12 protein-coding genes are annotated in these 15,225 nt (G+C 71.2%); 4 read left to right on the top strand and 8 right to left on the bottom strand.

Annotated features, from left to right (window positions below; genetic code table 11):
- Position 1: 1 nt before the first annotated feature.
- From V5F53_RS17150 to V5F53_RS17120, 7 genes are all read right to left on the bottom strand, one after another.
- On the bottom strand, positions 2–844 hold the full coding sequence (locus tag V5F53_RS17150) for a CheR family methyltransferase (RefSeq protein ID WP_393996179.1): 843 nt from the start codon (positions 842–844) through the stop codon (positions 2–4).
- Positions 841–4,368, bottom strand: coding sequence for a response regulator (locus V5F53_RS17145; RefSeq protein ID WP_393996180.1), 3,528 nt, complete (start codon positions 4,366–4,368; stop codon positions 841–843). The genes V5F53_RS17150 and V5F53_RS17145 overlap by 4 nt, the downstream gene beginning before the upstream one ends.
- 173 nt (positions 4,369–4,541) lie before the next feature.
- Positions 4,542–4,904 carry an arsenate reductase (glutaredoxin) gene (gene arsC, locus V5F53_RS17140; protein ID WP_393996181.1) on the bottom strand — a complete coding sequence of 121 codons (363 nt, stop codon included), beginning with the start codon at positions 4,902–4,904 and terminating at the stop codon, positions 4,542–4,544.
- A 114-nt stretch (positions 4,905–5,018) separates the two neighbouring features.
- Positions 5,019–5,813, bottom strand: a complete 795-nt coding sequence (locus V5F53_RS17135; protein WP_393996182.1) for an ATP-binding cassette domain-containing protein — start codon at positions 5,811–5,813, stop codon at positions 5,019–5,021.
- Positions 5,813–6,703, bottom strand: a complete 891-nt coding sequence (locus tag V5F53_RS17130; RefSeq protein WP_393996183.1) for an ABC transporter permease subunit — start codon at positions 6,701–6,703, stop codon at positions 5,813–5,815. Before V5F53_RS17130 ends, V5F53_RS17135 begins: the two co-directional genes overlap by 1 nt.
- On the bottom strand, positions 6,700–7,656 hold the full coding sequence (locus V5F53_RS17125) for a sulfonate ABC transporter substrate-binding protein (RefSeq protein WP_393996184.1): 957 nt from the start codon (positions 7,654–7,656) through the stop codon (positions 6,700–6,702). The genes V5F53_RS17130 and V5F53_RS17125 overlap by 4 nt, the downstream gene beginning before the upstream one ends.
- A gap of 28 nt (positions 7,657–7,684) precedes the next feature.
- Positions 7,685–8,272 carry a flavin reductase family protein gene (locus V5F53_RS17120; RefSeq protein WP_393996185.1) on the bottom strand — a complete coding sequence of 196 codons (588 nt, stop codon included), beginning with the start codon at positions 8,270–8,272 and terminating at the stop codon, positions 7,685–7,687.
- A 368-nt stretch (positions 8,273–8,640) separates the two neighbouring features.
- Here V5F53_RS17120 and ssuD point away from each other — a divergent pair, with 368 nt between their 5' ends.
- Both ssuD and V5F53_RS17110 read left to right on the top strand, forming a co-directional pair.
- Positions 8,641–9,831, top strand: coding sequence for an FMNH2-dependent alkanesulfonate monooxygenase (gene ssuD / locus V5F53_RS17115; protein ID WP_393996186.1), 1,191 nt, complete (start codon positions 8,641–8,643; stop codon positions 9,829–9,831).
- A 120-nt stretch (positions 9,832–9,951) separates the two neighbouring features.
- Positions 9,952–11,412, top strand: a complete 1,461-nt coding sequence (locus V5F53_RS17110) for an FAD/NAD(P)-binding protein (protein WP_393996187.1) — start codon at positions 9,952–9,954, stop codon at positions 11,410–11,412.
- A gap of 456 nt (positions 11,413–11,868) precedes the next feature.
- Here the strand turns inward: V5F53_RS17110 and V5F53_RS17105 are convergent, their stop codons facing one another.
- Positions 11,869–13,119 (bottom strand): MFS transporter, encoded by a 1,251-nt coding sequence (locus V5F53_RS17105; protein WP_393996188.1) that lies wholly within the window; start codon positions 13,117–13,119, stop codon positions 11,869–11,871.
- 324 nt (positions 13,120–13,443) lie between these two features.
- Here V5F53_RS17105 and lptM point away from each other — a divergent pair, with 324 nt between their 5' ends.
- A complete protein-coding gene (gene lptM, locus V5F53_RS17100; RefSeq protein ID WP_509212517.1) occupies positions 13,444–13,758 on the top strand; it encodes an LPS translocon maturation chaperone LptM in 315 nt (104 codons plus the stop codon).
- A gap of 142 nt (positions 13,759–13,900) precedes the next feature.
- Positions 13,901–15,169 (top strand): diaminopimelate decarboxylase, encoded by a 1,269-nt coding sequence (lysA, locus tag V5F53_RS17095; protein WP_393996190.1) that lies wholly within the window; start codon positions 13,901–13,903, stop codon positions 15,167–15,169.
- Positions 15,170–15,225 lie beyond the last annotated feature (56 nt).

Below are 15,225 nucleotides of genomic sequence, written 5' to 3'. Positions count from 1 at the left end.
GTCAGCCCCTGCTTTTCAGCCGATAGAGCTGGGCATCGCCGTCGATGGTCTGGAACCGCGCGCGGGCGGCGGAGAACTGCAGGTTCTCGCGGGTGCCGATGCACAGGAAGCCGCCGCGCACCAGGCTGTCGGCGAAGGTGCCCAGGACCCGGTCCTGCAGCGGGTTGGAAAAGTAGATCAGCACGTTGCGGCACAAGATCAGGTGCGCCTCGCAGAACACCGTGTCGGTGACGAGGTTGTGCTCGGCGAAGGTGACGCGCGAGATCAGGCGCTCGTCGAGCTTCAGGAAGTCGTAGCGGGCGTGATAATAATCGGAAAAGCTTCCCGCCCCGCCGCTGTCGAGATAGCGCCGCGCCGCGTCGCGGGCATCCTGCAGCGGAAAGATGCCTTCCCGCGCCCGCGCCAGCGCATCGGCGGAGATGTCGGTGGCATAGATGCGCGCGCGCTCATAAAGCCCGGCCTCGGTGAGCAGGATGGCGAGCGAATAGACCTCCTGTCCATGGGCGCAGCCGGCCTGCCAGATGTTGATGGCCGCATAGGAGGAGAGCAGGGGGAACACCTTCTCCTTCAGCGCCCGGAAGGTGTGCGGGTCGCGGAAGAATTCCGAGACCGGCACCGAAAGGTTGGAGATGGCCTCGGGTATGCGGCCGGGATCGCGCAGCAGCAGGTCGGTGAGGGCGGTGATGGAGGAGGCGCCGAACCGGGTGACGAGGCCGCGCACGCGGCGCGTGAGCGAGGCGCGGCTATAGCCGGAGAAGTCGTAGCCGTAGCGCCGGTCGAGGGCGGTCACGAACAGGTCGAGCTCCAGCTCTTCCAGCGCCTGCTGGCCGTCGGGACCTGTCATCGCGGCGGCAGCCAGGCGCGGATCATGGACAGCAGCTTGGGCACGTCGATGGGCTTGGAGAGATAGTCGCTGGCCCCGGCGGCGAGGCATTTCTCGCGGTCGTCCTTCATGGCCTTGGCGGTCAGGGCGATGACGGGCAGCCGGGCGAAGCGGGGCTGCTTGCGGATCTCGGTCATGGCCTCGTAGCCGTCCATGACCGGCATCATGATGTCCATGAGCACGATCTCCAGCTCCGGATGGGCGTCGAGCTGGGCCAGGGCCTTGGCGCCGTCCTGCGCCAGGGTGACGTCGATGCCCTTGCCGCGCAGCACCTTGGCCAGAGCATAGATGTTGCGCATGTCGTCGTCGACCAGCAGCAGCTTGCGGCCCTTCAGGTCGCCGTCCGGGTCCACCGCCAGCGTCGCGGAGTCCTGCCGCACCGAGTGCAGGAACAGACTCACCTCGTCCATCAGCCGCTCCGGCGAGCGCGCCCCCTTGATGACGATGGAGTCGGTGAAGGCCCGCAGCTTCAGGCTCTCCTCCTGGGTCAGGTCGCGGCCGGAATAGACCACCACCGGCACCTGCCGTTCGTCGGCGGCGAGCCGTTCCAGCAGCTCGAAGCCGGACATGCCCGGCAGGCCGAGGTCGAGTACCACGCAGTCGACCTGCTGATGGCCGAGGCACTCCAGCGCCTCCTCGCCGCTGCCGGCCTCCAGGATCTCCACCAGCTGGCCGCCGATGAGCTTGCGCACGGCGAGCCGGGCGGCCGGGTCGTCGTCCACCACCAGCACGCGGCGCGGCTGGCCGAGCGAGAAGTGAGTGAGGGTGGCGAGCGCGCCGTTGAGGTCGTCGGCGCTGACCGGCTTGGTCAGGAAGCCCACCGCCCCGAGGTCGCGCCCGCGCTTGGCGTCGTCCAGGGCGGAGACGAAATGCACCGGGATGTGGCGGGTGGAGGGATCGGCCTTCAGGTGGGTGATGACGGTCCAGCCGTCCATGCCGGGCAGCATCACGTCCAGCAGGATGCCGGTCGGCCGATAGCGGCGGGCGAGCTCCAGCGCGCTCTCCCCGTCCATCGCCGCCAGCACGTTGTAGCCCTTGCGCCGCACCAGGCTGAGGAGGGTGCGGGCGAACGCCGGATCGTCCTCCACCACCAGGATGGTGGTGACGCCGCCGCGCAGGGCGTCGCGGTCGTCCTCGATCGCGGCGGCCCGACGCGGCGGGGCGGGGGGCGGGACCACTTGCGGGCTGGGGGCGACCGGAGCGGGCGATTCCACCTCGTCCACCTTGCCCACCGGCAGCGTCAGGAAAAAGGTGGAGCCGGAGCCCAGCCGGCTTTCCAGCGTCACCTCGCCGCCCAGCAGGCGGGCGAGGCGCTGGGTGATGGCGAGGCCGAGCCCGGTGCCGCCGAACTGGCGCCGGGTGGACGAATCCACCTGCTCGAACGCCTCGAAGATGGTGCTTTTCTTGTTCTCGGGAATGCCGATGCCGGTGTCGGCGACGCTCACCACCAGGGTGTCCCCGCCGCCGCGGGCGAAGGTGACGGTGACGCCGCCGGCGGCGGTGAACTTGAAGGCGTTGCCGAGCAGGTTGTTGGTGATCTGCTCCAGCTTGCCGTCGTCGGACAGGATATGGGCCGGGGCGTCGGGCTGGACCACCACGGTGAAGTCGATGCCCTTTTCCTGGGCCACGTGACGGAAGTTGCGCTCCATGCGGGTGGCGACGGCGGGGATGGAGACCGGCTCCTGCACCACGTCCATCTTGCCGGCCTCGACCTTCGAGAGGTCCAGGATGTCGTTGATCAACCGCAGCAGGTTGGTGCCCGAGGACTGGATGATGACCGCCGCCTCCACCTCGTCGGTGTCGAGATGGCCCTGGTGGTTCTCGGCGAGGTCGTGGGCGAGGATGAGCAGGCTGTTGAGCGGCGTGCGCAGTTCATGGGACATGTTGGCGAGGAACTGCGACTTGTACTGGTTGGCGCGGGCCAGCTCGTCGGCGCGGGCTTCCGCCTGCCGGTTGATCTGCTCCAGCTCCGCTTTCTGGGCGGTGAGCTCGTCGGAGGAGCGGCGCAGCACGTCGTTGGAGCGCTGCAGCTCGTCCGCCTGCACCCGCAATTCCTCCTCGGAGGCGGCCAGCTTCTGCGACTGCAGCTGAAGCTGCTCGTTGGTGGTGCGCAATTCCTCCTGCTGGGTGCGCAATTCCTCCTCGGCCACGCGCAGCTCGGTGGTCTGGCGCTGGGTCTGCTCCAGCAGCTCCAGCGTGCGCAGGGCGCGGGCGAGGTTGTCGAGGGAGATGGCGGCGACGGGCGCCAGATCCATCAGCAGCCGCTCGGGCGCGCCGGAGAACGGCACGAAGCTCGCCAGCTCCAGCACCCCCAGCAGGCGGTTCTTGCTGACGAGCGGCACCGCCGTCACCGCGAACGGCCGCGCCTCCCCGGTGCCGGAATGGATGCGGATATAGTCCTCGGGCACCGGCGACAGCACGATCGGCTTGCGCTCGCGGGCGGCCTGCCCCACCAGGCCCTCGCCCAGGGCGTAGCGGGTGGACAGATGGCGCCGCTCGGTGAAGGCGTAGGTGCCGGAAAGAACGAGGTCCTGGCTGTTCTCCTGGAACGCGTAGAACACGCCGACGCCGGCATTGATGCGCGGCGCGAGGTCGGCGAGCAGCTCGTTGGCGAAGCTGGTCAGGTCCTCCGCCCGCTGCAGCTTCTCCGAGATCGCGCCGACGCCGGTCTTCACCCAGTTGCTGTCGTAGGTCTCGATCGCCATCCCCTTGAACACCTCGAGGGCGCGGGCGATGGTGCCGACCTCGTCGCGGCGGTGGGTGTAGGGCACCACGATGGAATGGTCGTGGTCCGCCAGCAGCTCCATGCGGCTGGCCAGCAGCCGCAGCGGCCGGCTGATGAGGCGGGCGCACAGCACCAGTGCGCCGATGCTGGACAGCAGGCAGGCGATGAGCGCGGCGAGGTTGACGGCGCGCAGCAGGTTTTCCGTCTGCTGCTGCTCGGCCCGGGCGAGCTGGAGCTCGGCGTCGGCGCGGTCGGCGACCTGTCCCAGCAGGTCGCCGATGGCGCGGCTGCCGCTCTCGCCGGTATCGCCGGTGGCGAACTCGCGCAGCGCGGCGCCGCTGGCCTCCGGCGTGACGTCGCCGCGCAGCGCCCGGTCGACGAGGGTCAGCAGCGGCGCCGCCGTGATCTGCGACCACTGGTCGTTGAGCTTGGCGGCGCGCGCGGTCAGGGTGCGCAGGGCCGGCGATCCGGCGGTGGATTCCTCAAGCGCGTCGAGGGCGGAGCTGACCCGCTCGTCATTGCTCTCCAGCCGCTGGCGCGCCACCGCCGGCTGGACCAGCGCATCCTGGACCAGGCTCAGCCGGCGCTCGCCGATGGCGCGGGCGGCGGTGTTGGCGAGGTTCATGTCGTGAACGAAGGCGTTGGCCTGCGCCTGGAGGGAATTGGCCCGCTGCAGCGTCAGGCTGTTGCCGGCCAGCAGCACCAGGAAGAGCGTGACCAGCACCAGGATGATGCTGCCCAGCTTCCATTGCAGCGACATGTCGGCGAGCCAGGATGTGAGCGATCTGGTTTCCCCATCCGGCGTCGTCCCGGACCTTGCCCCGGCCATGCGCGTCCCCATCCTGCTGCGGCTCCGATTGCGCCGGCATTCAACCACGCAATCGGAAACATGTCCTGAAGCCGCAGGGGGAAATGGGGAATCGCCGGGTGCCGCTAGGGCAGGATTTCGCGCACCCGCTCCACCGGCCGGCACAGCCGCACCCCGCGCGCGGTGAACACGAACGGGCGCTCGATCAGGGCGGGGTTCGCCGCCAGGGCATCGAGGAGCGCGTCGTCGGAGAGGGCGGGATCGTCGAGGCCGAGCTCGCCATAAAGCGTGCCCTTGCGGCGGACCGCCTCGCGCACCGGGATGCCGGCCGCGGTGATCGCGGCCTTCAGGTCCGCGCGGCTGGGTGGGGTCTTCAGGTACTGGACGATCTCCGGCTCGATGCCCGCCTCGCGCAGCAGGGCGAGGGTGTTGCGGGAGGTGCCGCAGGACGGGTTGTGCCAGATGGTGACGCGCGACGAGCCGCTCATGGCCGATGATCCGGGATAGGGAGGGGGAGGCGCCGGAGGGTCCGCCGCCGCCCCATCAAGGGCGGTGCGGCCGGCGGTGTCAATTGCCGCCCGCCGGCGGCGCGGGCGCCGGCCTCACACCGCGGCGAGGATCCGCGCCTGCAGGCCGGCCGCGGCCGGATCGCCGACATCGCGCCGGGGACGGGGCAGGTCGATGTCGATGTCGAGCGCCACCTCGCCCTGGCGCAGCACCAGCACCCGGTCGGCGAGTGCCACCGCCTCGGCCACGTCGTGGGTGATGAGCAGCACGGTGAAGCCGCGCTCGCGCCAGATGCGGGCGAGCAGGGCGTGCATCTCGATGCGGGTCAGCGCGTCGAGGGCGCCGAACGGCTCGTCCAGCAGCAGCACCGCCGGATGGCTCACCAGGGCGCGGGCCAGGGCCACCCGCTGCTTCTGCCCGCCGGACAGCACGAACGGCCATTCCCGGCCCCGGCCAGCCAGGCCGACATCGCCCAGGGCGGCGCCCGCCGCCTGTCGCCAGTCGGGCCCGCGGGCGATGCCCACATTGCCGAGGATGCGCTGCCAGGGCACCAGTCGGGCGTCCTGGAACATCAGCCGCACCTGCGGCATGAGGCCGGCGACCGGGTCCTCGCCGATGCGGATGGTGCCGGCGGTGGGGGCGTCGAGGCCGGCCACGAGGCGCAGCAGTGTGGTCTTGCCGCCGCCCGAGCGGCCCACCACCGCCACGAACTGGCCGGCGGGAATGTCGAGGTCGAGCCGGCGTAGCACCGGGCGGGGGCCGAAGGCCTTCTCCACGCCGTGAAGGCGGATCGGCTGGCCGCGCCATCGGGCCCGGGCGGGGACGGCGGTGTCGTGGGACGCCTGCTGGGGGGCCTGCGCGGCGAAGGTGGTGGCGGTCGGGCAGCTCATCAGCCGATCCCCCGGCTGCCCGGCTGGTAGGCGGGATGCCAGGCCAGGGCGCGGTGCTCGATGGCGCGGGTGAGGCTGTCGGCCAGCTTGCCGAGCAGGGCATAGGCGATGACGCCCAGCACCACCACGTCGGTTTGCAGGAATTCACGCGCGTTCATGGTCATGTAGCCGATGCCGGAGGTGGAGGAGATGGTTTCCGCCACGATCAGGGTGAGCCACATGATGCCCAGCGCGTAGCGCAGCCCCACCAGGATGGAGGGCAGCGCCCCCGGCAGCACGATGCGCCAGAACAGCGCCGCCGGCGACAGGCCATACACCCGGCCCATCTCGATGAGCCCGCGATCAACCGTGCGGATGCCGTGGAAGGTGTTGAGATAGAGCGGAAAGGCCACGCCGATGGCGACCAGGAAGATTTTCGCCTCCTCGTCGATGCCGAACCACAGGATGACCAGGGGAATGATGGCCAGGTGCGGCACGTTGCGCAGCATCTGCATGGTGGAGTCGAGCGCGGTTTCCGCCGGGCGCCAGACCCCGTTCAGGACGCCCAGGGCGAAGCCCAGGCCGCCGCCGATGAGCAGGCCGGTCAGCGCCCGCTCGGTGCTGACCAGCACGTTCGTCACCAGGCTGCCGTTCTGGAAGGTCTGCCAGAAGGCGGCCGCGACCGCAGCGGGCGACGGCAGCACCCGCGACGACAGCAGCCCGAAGCTGGCGGATGCCTGCCACACCACCAGGACCGCGAGCGGCACCGCCCACGGCAAAAGCGCCCGCGCGACGCCGCGACCCAGCCCCGCCAGCCGGTCCCCGCCGGGCAGGGCCGTCCCCGGGCGCGGCGCGGCCGGGGACTCGGCGAGGTCGGGGGCGACGGCAGCCCCGGTGGCGGCGTCGGTCATGATTTCGGCGCCCGCACCGCGTCGGAGATCTTCAGCGGCTTGGGAATCAGCCCGAGCGCGGCGAAGGTGTCGGCCACCTGCTGTTGCTGGGCCACCACGTCGGGGGTGAGGGGCTTCACGTCATACTGCTGGCGCCCCAGCGCCACCTCGAGAATCGGAACCGGAATGCCGATGAGGGGCGAGAACTGTTCCGCCGCCGCCCGCGGATTGGCCTTGGTCCAGGCGCCGATCTCGGCCACCGCCGACAGCACGGCATCCACCACCTCGGGGGCCTGCTGCACGAACTTCTGGGTGGAGAAATAGAACTGGTAGTTGGAGACGATGCCGGTGCCGTCGGCCAGGGAGCGGGCCCCCAAGGTCTGTTCCGCCGCCGCCTGGAACGGGTCCCAGATGGCCCAGGCGTCCACCGCGCCGCGCTCGAAGGCGGCGCGGGCGTCGGCCGGGGTCAGGAAGGCGGTCTTGATGTCGGAATAGGGCACGCCGGCCTTCTCCAGCGCCTTCACCAGCAGGTAATGGACGTTGGAGCCCTTGTTCAGGGCCACCGTCTTGCCCTTCAGGTCGGCGACGCTCTTCAGCGGGCTGTCCTTGGGCACCAGGATGGCCTCGCCCTGCGGCGCGGCCGGTTCATAGCCCACATAGACCAGCGGCGCGCCGGCGGCCTGGGCGAAGATGGGCGGCGCCTCGCCCGTATTGCCGAAGTCGATGGCGCCGGCATTGAGCGCTTCCAGAAGCTGCGGGCCGGCCGGGAACTCCGCCCATTTGACGCTGTAGCCGAGGGGCTTCAGCTTTTCTTCCAGCAGCCCGCGATTCTTCAGCAGGATCAGCGTGCCGTACTTCTGGTAGCCGATGCGCACCACCTTTTCCTGGGCGAGCGCGGGGGCGGCGGCAAGGCCGCACAGCAGCCCGCCGGCGGCAAGAAGCGAGAACGTGCGTCTGGAGAACAGGCGGGTCATGGTGCGGCTCCGAGTCTGGCGAGGGGGGTCAGAGGGCGAGGTTGCGGTAGCTGCCGGCCCAATAGAGCAGGGGATCGGCGGGCTCGGTGATGCGGGCCGCGACCACCCGGCCGAGGATGATGAAGTGGGAGTGCCGCTCGATGGCCTCCTCCAGTTCGCAGTCGAAGGCGGCCAGCGCGTCCGCAAGCACCGGCGCGCCGGTTTCCAGCCGGGTCCAGTCGGCGCCCTGGTAGCGCTCGGGCCCCTTCAGGCCGCCCTTGCCGGCGAACTGGTCGGCCAGGGTCTGGTGATGCGGGCGCAGCACGTTGATGGCGAAGCTGCGGTGCTGGCGCAGCACCGGCAGCGACGACGACGAGCGGTTGACGCAGATGAGCAGCGTCGGCGGATCGATGGAGAGGGACGACACCGAAGTGGCGGTGAGGCCGGTGCGCTCGTCTCCGGCGCCGACGGTGAGAATGCTCACCGCCCCCGCCAGCTTGCGCATGGCCGCGCGGTAGGCGAGCGAGGCCGGCGAGGGCTCCGGCGCGGTGACGGGCGTGGGGGCAGGAGCAGGAGCAGGGGCAGGAGCAGGAGTGGTCTGCGGGGCCAGGGTCTGGACGGTGGTGAAGGCGTTCATGCGGCTCTCCGAGCAACGCGGGCGATCGCCGGCGGCACGGGCGGCAGGGCTGGCGCGGCGGAGCTTGGGCCGCCGGAGCCTGCACGCGCCGAAAACCACGGGAAGGCGACGTGTAGAAAAAGGATAGACAGCCGCCCGTTGTTAGTCAATAAAGTCGATGAAGATTATGCGTTTGAATTGGAGATGACCGTGGCCGTGCCGCTGGAGCCGGCCGCGTCGCCGTCCGTCCCGCCGCTCCCACGCCGGGAGGACCGGCGCCGCCGGGCGTCTCCGTGCTCGTTCTGCCCCTGTCCCCGCCTCTTCCGCCGCGGCGCCCCCCGCCGTGGCGTCCGCCCCGGTGGCGGATGGATCGCCAAGGAGTTCTGATCATGACGGACACGCCCGCCCTCGCTCCCGCCACCGAGGCCAATGTGTTGTGGTTCCTGCCGACCCATGGTGACGGGCGCTATCTTGGCACCTCCCAGGGCGCGCGCGAGGTGAGCCTGGGCTACCTCAAGCAGATCGCCCAGGCCGCCGACCAGCTCGGCTATTACGGCGTTCTCATTCCCACTGGCCGCTCATGCGAGGATTCCTGGATCATCGCTTCCGCCCTGGCCGGCTTCACCGAGCGCCTGCGGTTCCTGGTGGCGGTGCGCCCCGGCCTGCTGGAGCCGGCGGTGGCCGCGCGCATGACCGCCACCCTCGACCGCATCTCCAACGGCCGCGCCCTCATCAACGTGGTCACCGGCGGCGATCCGGTGGAGAACCGGGGCGACGGCTTCTTCGCCGAGCATGCCGAGCGCTACGAGATCACCGCCGAGTTCCTGGACATCTACACCCGCCTGCTCAAGGGCGAGGAGGTCACCTACGCCGGCAAGCATCTGAAGGTCGAGGGCGGCAAGCTGCTCTATCCCACCGTGCAGCAGCCCCACCCGCCGCTGTTCTTCGGCGGCTCCTCGGCACCGGCCCACGACGTGGCGGCGCGGCAGGTGCAGAAGTATCTGAGCTGGGGCGAGCCGCCGGCCCAGGTGGCGGAGAAGATCCGCGACCTGAAGGCGCGCGCCGCCGCAAACGGGCGCGACCTCACCTTCGGCGTGCGTCTGCACGTGATCGTGCGCGACACCAATGAAGAGGCCTGGGCCGCCGCCGACAAGTTGATCTCCCACATCGACGACGCCACCATCGCCGAGGCGCAGAAGGTGTTCGCGCGCATGGATTCCGAGGGGCAGCGGCGGATGAGCGCCCTGCACGGCGGCCGCCGCGACAAGCTGGAGGTGAGCCCCAACCTGTGGGCCGGCGTCGGTTTGGTGCGCGGCGGCGCCGGCACCGCCCTGGTGGGCGATCCGCAGACCGTGGCTGCCCGCCTCAAGGAATATCTGGCGATCGGCGTCGATACCTTCGTGCTGTCCGGCTATCCTCACCTGGAAGAAGCGTATCGGTTCGCCGAGGGCGTGCTGCCGCTGCTGCCTCTGGCCTCCGGCACCCGCGCGCCGGGCGTGGTGACCAACCACCGCGGCCCGTTCGGGGAGATGATCGGCAACGCCTACGCGCCGAACGAGCGCCGCGCCTCGGCCTCCTGACCCCCCGGCGCCGCCGGACCATTTGCGCCGCCACGACCGCGCGCCGGCCGTGGCGGCTTCCGCTTTCCGCCAGGACGGCACCAACGGCGCGGATCGGCGCCGGAACTCTGGAGACGACTTATGCCTGATGCGTGGGGTGCCCGGCGTACCATTGTCGTGGTGGGCGGTGGGTTCAGCGGCACCTTGTTCGCTCTGGCCGCCAGCCTGCGGCCCGGTCTCGACGTGGTGCTGGTGGAGCGGGAGGCCCAGGCCGGCCTCGGCCTCGCCTATGGCGCCTGCGAGGGCTGCCATGTGCTGAACGTGCCGGTGGCCCGCATGGAAGTGGGCCTGGTGCCCAGCTTCACCTCCTGGCTGCAGGCCTCCGGCGCCGACCTCAGCGCCGCTTTGGCCGAGGCCGGGGGCGAGCTGTCGCAGGCGTTCGTGCCGCGCGGGCTGTTCGGCGCTTATATGGTGGAGCGGCTGGAGCAGGCGCTCGCCGGGGAGGGGGGCGAGCCGCCCCGGCTGCGGCGGGTGCGCGGCGAGGTGGTGCAGGTGGTGGAGCGCCCCAGCCCCGGGGTGGTGCTGGCCGACGGCCGGCGCATCGAGGCGGCCCAGGTGGTGCTCGCCACCGGCAACCTGCCGCCGAAGCCGCCGCGCGGGCGCGACGGCTGGTTCTACGACACCCCCCATTTCATTCCCGACCCCTGGGATGCCCGGGAACTGGGGAAGCTCGACCCCGACGCGCCTCTGGTGCTGATCGGCACCGGCCTCACCATGGTGGACGTGGCGCTGAAGCTGTCCCTGGCGGGCCATCGCGGGCCGCTGGTGGCGGTGTCGCGCCATGGGCTGGTGCCGGCGGTGCATCAGGCGGGCGGCAGCTTCGAGCCGTTCCTGACGCCCGAAGCGGCGCCGACGCCGGTCGCCGGCCTGCGCGCCATCCGCGCCGCCGTGCGCAAAGCGGCGGCGGCCGGTGTGCCCTGGCACCGGGTGATGGACGCGGTGCGCCCCGCCATCGCCGCGGTGTGGAGCCATTGGCCGCTGGCCGAGAAGGCCCGCTTTCTGCGCCACGCGCGCACCTATTGGGATGTGCATCGCCACCGCATGGCGCCGCGCATCGCCACCGGCTTCGCCGCGCTCACCGCCTCCGGGCAGGTCCGCACCGTGGCCGGGCGCATTGCCGGCTACCAGCGTCGGCCGGGTGGCGTCACGGTTTCCGTGCGCCATCGCGGTGCCGCCACCGTCGAGCGGCTGGACGTGGCGGCGGTGCTCAACTGCACCGGCCCGCGCTCCGATTTCGGCGACATCGGCCTGCCGCTGTTCGCGCGCCTGCGCGAGGCCGGGCGTATCGTGCCCGATGCCCTCGGGCTCGGGCTCGAAAGCCACGGCTGCGCGCTGGTGGATCGCTACGGCTTCGCCAGCGACTGGCTCTATGCCCTCGGCCCGCTGACCCGGCCGGCATGGTGGGAGATCACCGCCGTGCCGGAAATCACCGCCCAGGTGCACCGGCTGGTGGAAGAGCTGGCCGCGGGCGACAAGCCGGCCGGCGCCGATGGCCGCGCCGCCCTGCTGGCCGATTTCGTCAATCTCGGCGAGGGCATCTGAGGGGCGCCCGCGCCGGTGTCAGCCTGCTCAACGGGGGCGCGATCCAGGCCGGCGGCGCGGCCGGGCGTCGGGGAGCACCTCCCCGACGCCCGGCCCAAGGCCACCAGGGCCGTTGGCGCCGGCCCCACTGACGGTGGCGGGGCTTGGCTTCGGGCAGGGCGCTCGCGGCGCCTGCATCGGCCTTCGCCCGGGCTGGGGCTGGCGCCAGGGTCGGACGCGTGGCTGCGAGGGGGTCTTGGACACAAAGGGGGATTCCCGCCGTTGCCACACCCCTGCCCGCAGGTGGCAGGCGAGAGGGCCCGCGCTGCTGGCGCGGACGGCTCCCGGGGGGCAGGGCGCCGCTGCCGGGCGGGTACGACCCGTTTCGGGTCGGCGCGCCGGTCGGCGGGAGCCGCCTGACCCTCTCTTCGGTGTCTCCTGCCTGTTGGCCGGACGTCGCGCGGGCGTCCGAAGGGTTTACACCGCCGGTGTCAGCGGGCCGGGCTCTTCGCCGGCCACCGCCGCCGCCATCACCGGCTGGGCGGCCTGGTCGAGCCGGTGGGAGATGATGGCGAGCAGCAGGGCGAGGCCGGACAGGCTGGCGCCGATCCATGGCAGGTCCATGTAGCCGAGCCCAAGGGTGAGGCCCACGCCGCCGATGCCGGCGCCGATCGCATTGCCCAGGTTGAAGGCCCCCTGGTTGAGGGTTGAGGCGAGGTTCGGCGCATCCGCCGCTTCCTTCACGACCCGCATCTGCAACGGCGCCACCAGCGCGAACGCGAGCGCCCCCCACACGGCCAGGGTGAGCGCCGCCGGCAGCGGATGGGCGGTGGCGAGCGGGAACACCGCGAGCAGAACCACCAGCACCGCGGTGATGCCGATGACCGTCGGCATCAGGCTGCGGTCGGCGAGCCAGCCGCCGCCGAAATTGCCCACCGTGAGGCCGATGCCGAACACCAGCAGCATCAGCGTCACCCCATGGGCCGAGACGCCGGTATGGCTGGTGAGGATGGGGGCGATGTAGGTAAAGACGGTGAACAGGCTGGACGAGGCGATCACCGAGATCAGCATCGCCAGCATCACCTGCGGGCTGCCGATGGCCTTGGCCTCCCGCTTCAGCTGCAGGCGCGGCGCCGGCAGGTGGCGCGGCAGCCACACCGCGAGGGCGAGCGCGGCGATGACGCCGATGACGACCACCGCGAGGAAGGTGTCGCGCCAGGACAGCATCTCCCCCATGGCGGTGCCGAGCGGCACCCCCAGCACATTGGCGATGGTGAGGCCGGCGAACATCATGGCGATGGCCTGGGCCTTGCGGCTGGGCGGAGACAGCTCCGCCGCCACCACCGCGCCGAGGCCGAAGAAGGCGCCGTGGCACAGGGCGGTGACGATGCGCGCGCCCATCAGCAGCCAGAAGCTGGGGGCAAGGGCGCACAGCAGGTTGCCGGCGATGAACACGCCCATGAGCAGCATCAGCGCGTGGCGGCGGTTCATGCGGGCGGTGGCGATGGCGAGGAAGGGCGAGCCGAAGGTGACGCTCAGCGCATAGCCGGTGACCAGGAAGCCGGCTTCCGGAATGCTCACCCCGAGATCGGCGGCCACGTTGGGCAGCAGGCCGACGATGACGAATTCGGTGGTGCCGATGCCGAAGGAGGCGAGGGCAAGCGCCAGCAGGGCAAGGCGCACGGCTTTCGGCCCGGCGCCGGCGGCGGGAGAAGAAGGAACACCCATGAGGGACACCAGGACTTTGGATGGACTTCGCGCGGGCACCGGCCGGGCCCGGCCGCGCGGCCGTCGGGCCGCCATCGCGAAACGTGCCGCACTCTAGGCGGCGTCGCTGCGCCGCGAAAATGAAATCTCCGACTAGCTTCAAGGCGCAACGCGAATGGTGGCGGCCCCTGGGCGGGGCGGTGGCCGATTGCGGGCGGGCGTGACCGTGGCGACACGCTGCGATGCGGCAATGGGGCGGCTGCTGCCGCGCGGGACCAAGGGGGCTCGCGTTTGGCGCGGCGCAGGCTATATTGGCCGCGAATTGACCGGATGGTTCGCAGCCCCATGTTTCGCCTCACCTTGCCTTTGGCGCTCGCCGCCGCCTTCGCCCTGGCGGCGTGTGGCGTGAAGGGTCCGCTCGAGCCGCCGCCCGGCGCGCCTGTCGCGCCGCCGCCGCCGCAGGCCTCGGTGGTGGTGCCGCCCCCATCCACCAGCACCACGGGCTTCCATTCGGCGGTCTCGGCCAGCGACATGGCCAATACCGCCACGCCCCACGCGGACTGGGAAAAGAGCAAGCAGAGCGCGAGCGGCGCCAAGAGCGATCCGCTGCAGGGGGTGGCACGGCCCAAGACCCCCTTCATCCTCGACGGCCTGCTGTAAGGCCAGCGGCGAAGCGGCGCCCGCCGTCGGCGCCGGCGCGTTCGCCGGACTCTCGTTCACGCGCGTTCGCCGGCTGAGCCGGGGGTCGTTTCGTTGGCCCCGGCTCGCCGGAAACCGCCTCCCTGCGAAGACGTGTTTCCCCATGCATCATTTCGACTATCGCGACGGGCGCCTTCATGCCGAGGATGTGGACCTCGCGACCCTGGCGTCCGAGGTCCGCACGCCGTTCTATTGCTACTCCTCCGCCACTCTGGAGCGGCACTACAGCGTGTTCATGGAGGCCTTCGCCGATCGCGACGCGCTCCTGTGCTATGCCCTGAAGGCCAATTCCAACCAGTCGGTGATCGCCACCCTGGCCCGGCTCGGCGCCGGGGCGGACATCGTCTCGGTGGGCGAGCTGCGCCGCGCGCTGGCGGCGGGCGTGCCGGGCGGGCGCATCGTCTTCTCCGGCGTCGGCAAGACCCGGGAGGAGATGGCGGAGGCGCTGGCCGCCGGCATCCTCTGCTTCAACGTGGAGAGCGAGCCGGAATTGCAGGTGCTCTCGGAGGTCGCCAGCGCGCTGGGGCGCACCGCTCCGGTGTCCATCCGGGTCAATCCGGACGTGGACGCCCGGACCCACAAGAAGATCTCCACCGGCCGGTCCGCCACCAAGTTCGGCATTCCCATCTCCCGCGCCCGCGAGGTGTATGACGCTGTGGCGCGGCTACCCGGCCTCGCCGTGACCGGGGTGGACATGCACATCGGCAGCCAGATCACCGACATGGCGCCGGTGGAGAATGCCGTCACCCTGCTGGCGGAGCTGGCGCGCGACCTGATCGGCGCCGGCCACCGGCTGCACCACCTCGATCTCGGCGGCGGGCTCGGCGTGCCTTATGCGGCGAGCGACGCGGCGCCGCCGCCGCCTTCGGAATACGCGGCCGTGGTGCGCCGGGCACTGGGCGGGCTCGACCTGCCGCTGGTGTTCGAGATGGGCCGCATGGTGGTGGCGAACGCCGGCATCCTGGTCACCCGCGTGATCTATGTGAAGCACGGTGAGGGCAAGACCTTCGTCATCGTCGACGCGGCCATGAACGACCTGATCCGTCCCACGCTTTATGAGGCCCACCACGACATCTTCCCCGTCGCCGCGCCGGCGGCGGACGCGCCGACCATGGTCGCCGACGTGGTCGGACCGGTGTGCGAAACCGGGGATTTCCTGGCCCTCGACCGGGAGCTGCCGCAGGTGCAGGCGGGCGATCTCCTGGCGGTGATGACGGCGGGCGCCTATGGCGCGGTGCAGGCCTCCACCTACAACACCCGCGCCCTGGTGCCCGAGGTGCTGGTGAACGGCGCGGTGGCGGCGGTGGTGCGGCCGCGTGTGGATGCCGACGCGCTGATCGGGCTCGACCGCCTGGCGCCCTGGCTGGGCTGAGGGGGAGGCCCGGCGCCGGAGCGCGCAAAGGAAGCGCGCAAAGAGAGAGGGCTGGC

This window comes from Xanthobacter cornucopiae (assembly GCF_043195065.2).
GTDB lineage: Bacteria > Pseudomonadota > Alphaproteobacteria > Rhizobiales > Xanthobacteraceae > Xanthobacter.
The sequence above is the reverse complement of the archived record's forward strand: the minus strand, read 5'-3'. Positions and strand labels throughout refer to the sequence as shown.